Here is a 5,078-nt window from a genome sequence, read left to right as displayed (position 1 = left end):
GTGGTCGACACCGGCGCGACCAGCACGGTGCTGACGGCGGAGGACGCCCAGGCGGCCGGCTTCAACCCAGCGGCGCTCAGCTACACCGTGGACGTCTCGACCGCCAACGGCATGGCGCGTGCGGCAACGGTCAGGACCGACGAGATGGCGATCGGCGGCATCGTGCGCAAGGATATGCCGGTGATGGTCGCGGCGCCCGGCATGCTCGAGCAAAGCCTGCTCGGCATGAACTTCATCGGCTCGCTGTCGGGCTTCGAGGTGCGCGGTGACCGGATGATCCTGCGCGACTAGATTTCCCGATTGCGTCCAAAACAAACAGATGGAGCGGTTCGCCGGTGAAACGCTCTAGCCGCCCGATCCGCCTCAAGCGGCTTCGGTTTCCGCCGCCACGAAATCTATTGCCGCGAACGCCGTCTTCAGCACCTCTGGCCCGGCGCCGGGTCTGTTGGCGTCGGTGGACAAAGTCTGCCGGTAGCGGCGCGCGCCCGGGAGACCGTGGAACAGCCCGACCATATGGCGCGTGACATGGCCGAGCCGTCCGCCCTTCTCGATGTGGCGCGCGGCGTAAGCGGCCATGGCGTCCATCAGCGCCGCGTAGTCGAAAGCGACCGGCGCCTCGCCGTAAAATGTGGCATCGATCCCGGTGAGGATGCCGGGCGTATGATAGGCCGCGCGGCCGAGCATGGCGCCGTCGACATAAGCGAGGTGCGCCTCTGCCTGGTCAAGGGATTGAATGCCGCCGTTGATGCCGATGAATTGGTTCGCCATCCTGGCCTTGAGCCGATAGACGCGCGGATAGTCGAGCGGCGGGATCTCGCGGTTTTCCCTGGGACTAAGCCCCTCCAGCCACGCCTTGCGGGCGTGCACCCAGAGCGCATCGGTGCCGGCCGTCAGCACGCCGTCTGCGAGCGTGGCGAGAGCGGGTTCGGGGTTCTGGTCATCGACGCCGATGCGGCATTTGACCGTGACGGGGATTGTCACCGCCGCCTTCATCGCCGCGATGCATTCGGCGACCAGCACCGGCGTCTTCATCAGGCAGGCGCCGAAAGTGCCCGACTGGACGCGGTCGGACGGACAGCCGACATTAAGATTGATTTCGTCGTAACCGAACGCCTCGCCGATCACCGCCGCTTCGGCAAGCTTTCGCGGATCCGAACCGCCAAGCTGAAGCGCAACCGGATGCTCGGCACCGTCGAAGCCGAGCAGGCGCTCGCGTGCGCCATGGATGACTGCGTCCGCCACCACCATTTCCGTGTAGAGCAACGTGCGACGCGTCAGCTGACGGTGAAAGAACCGGCAATGCCGGTCCGTCCAGTCCATCATTGGTGCTATGGCTATTCTGAAATCTTGATACTTCGACATTTTTTTGTTGTTTCAAAAATGTTGGGCCACGTCGTGTGGTCTTTTCCCCACGAGACGCCCCTTTGTCCGGTTTTCGATGCGTCGGTGCACACGGAGCGCACACGAATTGGACACCTTCCCTAAACTAAAATCCGGCTCTTGGAGAGCCCAGGCTCGTCACGGGGCATCTCAAGAAAGGTTTTCGGCGCACGATCAGCGCCGGATCGAGAGTCGCATCATTGGTAGTCGCGGATGGGTAGCTCTTTCGCGATCCGGTGGGCGCTCCATCCGCCCGGCCTGAAAAAGATGGGCATCAAAATCCTCGATCCAAGGACTTCTGTCGGTACCGGGTTAGATTTCAACCGAACGTTGCGCGCCTTTTTTGGCGAGGAACAGCGCCATTTCTTCCGCAATTAGCGCCTGCTTATGGAACTTTCTGGCCGGTGTTCCATTGCAATCCCATGCAAGAATCTGTCCAGCGGATCCGGACGCGGGCACCGTCCCTACGCTACTCATTGGTGCTGCCGATATACAATGAGGAGGAGGTGTTGCCCCGGCTGGTCGAGCGGATCAGCGCACTGACCGCAAAACTGGACGGAGACACCGAAGTCATCTTCGTCGACGACGGAAGCAGCGACCGAAGCGTGAGCTATTTGCGCGGCATGGTCGCCGCCGAACCGAGCTTCCGCCTGATCGAGCTCTCCCGCAACTTCGGCCACCAGATCGCCATCAGCGCCGGCATGGAAGCGGCCTCCGGCGAGGCCGTCATCGTCATGGACGCTGACCTGCAGGATCCGCCCGAGGTCGTTCTCGACCTGGTTGCGAAGTGGAAGGACGGCTTCGAAGTCGTCTGCGCAAGGCGCGTCAGCCGCAAGGGCGAAACCTGGTTCAAGCGCTTTACCGCCAGCCTGTTCTATCGGCTACTGGAGAGGATGACACCGGTCGAGATCCCGCGCGATGTCGGCGACTTCCGCCTCGTCGGCCGGAAGGCGCTGGACACGTTCAAGCGCATGCCGGAGCACGACCGCTTCGTCAGGGGCATGTTCGGCTGGATGGGTTTCAAGCAGGCGGCGGTGCCGTTCGAGCGCCCGGCGCGGACGCTTGGTGAAACCAAATACCCGTTCTGGAAGATGATGCGGCTTGCCATCCATGGCATCATCGGCTTTTCGGAGCGGCCTCTGCAACTGGTGCTGTTGACCGGGTTGGCCATCTCCGCTCTCGCCCTGGCGTTCGGCGCATACGCCATCGCGGCCTGGATCCTCGAAACCGGCGTGATTGCCGGCTGGACATCGACGGTGGTGATCGTGTCGCTGCTAATCGGCATCAATCTTTTCATGACCGGCGTGATGGGCCTTTACGTCGGCAGCATCCATGCCGAGGTCAAACGGCGCCCGCTCTACGTTATCGAAAGGCTGAGTGGCTTCGACCGGCCGATGCGCGTCGCCTCCCGCGACAAGCGCGCTTCGTTTCGCAAGTCCAGGAACGGGGTCACGGCGGATGTCCGAACTCTTCGACAGCTATAGGTCCAGCTACAGTGAGGCAGTCGAGGGCTCGATCCGGTTCTCCGGGCTGCGCCATGATTTCTTCCTGCGTGCCAAGGCCGAGCTTCTGCGACGACTGGTCCTCGAGCAGGACCTCCGGCGGGGCGGCGCAGGCGTGCGCGCGCTCGATGTCGGTTGCGGCGTGGGCTCGCTTCATCCGCATCTCGCCGATGTCTTCGATCGACTCGACGGCTGCGACGTGTCGAAGGAGTCCCTCGCGCGTGCCAGCGCTGAGAACCCGCACGTCGCATACAGCGTGTGCACCACCTCACGCCTGCCTTACGCGGATGGCATGTTCGACCTGGCGTTCGCCAGTTGCGTCGTCCACCACGTGCCGCCTGCGTCGTGGCTGGGTTTCATCCGCGAGATGCGGCGCGTCGTTCGGCGAGGCGGACTTGGCTGCATCATCGAGCACAATCCCTACAACCCGCTGACCCGTATGGCGGTGTTGAGATGTCCGTTCGACAAGGACGCCGTCCTGCTCCGCGCTGGCAAGGCGGCATCGCTGCTTGAGCAGGCGGGCTTCCGCGACGCGCACTGCGAGCATTTTCTGCTCCTGCCGTCGGCCAAGCCGCTTGCCCGGAAACTGGAAAGCGCGCTCGCTTGGCTGCCGCTCGGAGCGCAGTATGCCTGTGTCGCCCGCGCCTGAGAATCGTCCCGTCGCCGGCGCGAAGCTCCTGGGGCGCTTCGCTTCAGTCGGCCTTGTCGCCACAATCCTCTATGCCGTCCTGACTACAATCTTTGCCCAATCGAACTGGCTCGGCCTCGCGCCCGTCGAAGCCTCGCTCGCCGCTTACGCGGCCGCCGCCCTGTTTTCCTATCTGGCGCACAAATCCTTCACCTTCATGTCGGCCGGCTCGCACCGGTCGCAGGCGCCGCGTTTCGTGTTGCTGACCATTGCCGGCCTCGCTATGGCTTACGCGGCACCGTACCTGCTGACGGTGACATTCGGCCTGCCGCTTGCCGTTCCCGTTCTCCTCACTTCCTTGGCCATACCAGCGCTTAACCTTCTTGTGCTCGATCGCTGGGTCTTTGCAGAGCGCCGCCTGCGCGATGACGGGCCGTCCTGAGGATCAAAGCGTGTCCAGCCGGAAAGATCTCAGCTTGATGGCGCGGTTGTAGATGTTGCTCGCATCGGCGCTTTGCGGAATGCCGTCGGGATACTCGATGGCCATGTCCAGTGTCGCCTTGCCAGCCAGCACGGCGTGCGGAATGACGAAGGACACAGTTGTCGCCACATCGCCCGACAGCGTCCCCCGATACACCTCGGTCCCATTGGCCGACACGACGATCCTCTGCCAGGTCTGCGGCGGGCGAATAACGGCGGCCATTTCCAGCGTTGCCCGAAGCCCGTCGCGGAGCGGCGGCAGGGTAAGGCGCAGGCGAGAGCTCTCGCCCAGCGAATGGGTGCCGTCCGCTACTGGCCCCGACCAGCCGCAGACCATCATGGTGGTTGCTTCCCGGGCGCCGTCGGAGCGGAACGATACGGTCCGGCCTGGCGTGTAGCGCCCCACGGCGTCCCGGTTGAGGCATGTGGTGGTCTTGTCGATGTAATAGGCGCGGTAATCGTCGCTGACATTCGGGCTGAGGGCAAGCGCCAGGATGGCGATCTCGGCTGCCGCAAGTGCGCCCGCCAGCGCGTAGCCGGCACCCAGGATTACCGGCCTGGTCGATTCCGTCAGCTCAGACCAGCGCAAGATAGCCTCCAAGCCAGGCCACGGTCATGAAGTAGCAGGTGAAGAGGAAGACAATCAGCGCAGCGACCAATGTCGCCTTCGAGCCCGACAACAGCACCGCCGTCAGCATCGTCAGCGGCGCGAGGCCGACGACATAGCGGACCATCGAAGCCAGATTCGAGGTCAAAGGCAGGATGATGGCCATGGCGCAGAACAGGGCCGCGCCAATTTGCCTGCGCGCCGCGAGCACCGCCGCCAGCGCCAGTCCCACGATTGCCGTCGACGCGCTCCATTGCGGCGCACTGGGCCACCAACCGGCCCCGGGGTGATAGGACAGCCCCGCCCAGAGGAACAGCAGCGGGTTGCCGGCCACGCGCCCGAACGCGCGCTGGACATGCACGAAGGCAAAGCCGTCCCCGACCGTGACGTAAAGGTAGAGCATGTAGGCGAACAGGCCGGCGGGCGAGATGAGTATGGCGATGATGAGATCCGGCCGGCCTGTTCGCCTACATGCTCTACC

The 5,078-nt window shown here is 63.9% G+C and carries 6 protein-coding genes and 1 pseudogene; 4 read left to right on the top strand and 3 right to left on the bottom strand.

Translation table 11 applies throughout. The features are described 5' to 3' along the window. On the top strand, positions 1–291 hold a 291-nt coding region (locus EOA60_RS18135; protein ID WP_128311692.1), incomplete at its 5' end, for a TIGR02281 family clan AA aspartic protease. Between the two features lie 72 nt (positions 292–363). On the opposite strand, the gene dusA is transcribed toward EOA60_RS18135, so the two are convergent. Next, positions 364–1,362: a tRNA dihydrouridine(20/20a) synthase DusA gene (gene dusA, locus EOA60_RS18130; protein WP_127335424.1), complete on the bottom strand. Its 999-nt coding sequence runs from the start codon at positions 1,360–1,362 to the stop codon at positions 364–366. 440 nt (positions 1,363–1,802) lie between these two features. On the opposite strand from dusA, the gene EOA60_RS18125 reads away from it, so the two are divergent. From EOA60_RS18125 to EOA60_RS18115, 3 genes are read left to right on the top strand one after another with little or no spacing between them, the layout of a single operon-like run. Further along, positions 1,803–2,864, top strand: a complete 1,062-nt coding sequence (locus EOA60_RS18125; protein WP_128311689.1) for a glycosyltransferase family 2 protein — start codon at positions 1,803–1,805, stop codon at positions 2,862–2,864. Then, positions 2,839–3,531: a class I SAM-dependent methyltransferase gene (locus EOA60_RS18120; RefSeq protein ID WP_095825384.1), complete on the top strand. Its 693-nt coding sequence runs from the start codon at positions 2,839–2,841 to the stop codon at positions 3,529–3,531. The genes EOA60_RS18125 and EOA60_RS18120 overlap by 26 nt, the downstream gene beginning before the upstream one ends. Further along, positions 3,509–3,952 carry a GtrA family protein gene (locus tag EOA60_RS18115; protein ID WP_095825383.1) on the top strand — a complete coding sequence of 148 codons (444 nt, stop codon included), beginning with the start codon at positions 3,509–3,511 and terminating at the stop codon, positions 3,950–3,952. Before EOA60_RS18120 ends, EOA60_RS18115 begins: the two co-directional genes overlap by 23 nt. Before the next feature lie 3 nt (positions 3,953–3,955). On the opposite strand, the gene EOA60_RS18110 is transcribed toward EOA60_RS18115, so the two are convergent. Together EOA60_RS18110 and EOA60_RS18105 are read right to left on the bottom strand one after the other, a co-directional pair. Next, a complete protein-coding gene (locus EOA60_RS18110) occupies positions 3,956–4,579 on the bottom strand; it encodes a hypothetical protein (protein ID WP_245322431.1) in 624 nt (207 codons plus the stop codon). After that, a pseudogene (locus EOA60_RS18105) lies at positions 4,566–5,078 on the bottom strand (hypothetical protein); the annotation flags it as partial. The gene EOA60_RS18110 and the pseudogene EOA60_RS18105, both read right to left, overlap by 14 nt.

The organism is Mesorhizobium sp. M1A.F.Ca.IN.020.06.1.1 (assembly GCF_004023265.1).
GTDB lineage: Bacteria > Pseudomonadota > Alphaproteobacteria > Rhizobiales > Rhizobiaceae > Mesorhizobium.
The sequence above is the reverse complement of the archived record's forward strand: the minus strand, read 5'-3'. Positions and strand labels throughout refer to the sequence as shown.

What these genes read in the sequence shown, in the direction of transcription:
- EOA60_RS18125 (WP_128311689.1), top strand. Translation starts at nt 1,803, where the DNA reads ATGCAAGAATCTGTCCAGCGGATCCGGACGCGGGCACCGTCCCTACGC.
- dusA (WP_127335424.1), bottom strand. Translation starts at nt 1,362, where the DNA reads ATGTCGAAGTATCAAGATTTCAGAATAGCCATAGCACCAATGATGGAC.
- EOA60_RS18120 (WP_095825384.1), top strand. Translation starts at nt 2,839, where the DNA reads ATGTCCGAACTCTTCGACAGCTATAGGTCCAGCTACAGTGAGGCAGTC.
- EOA60_RS18115 (WP_095825383.1), top strand. Translation starts at nt 3,509, where the DNA reads ATGCCTGTGTCGCCCGCGCCTGAGAATCGTCCCGTCGCCGGCGCGAAG.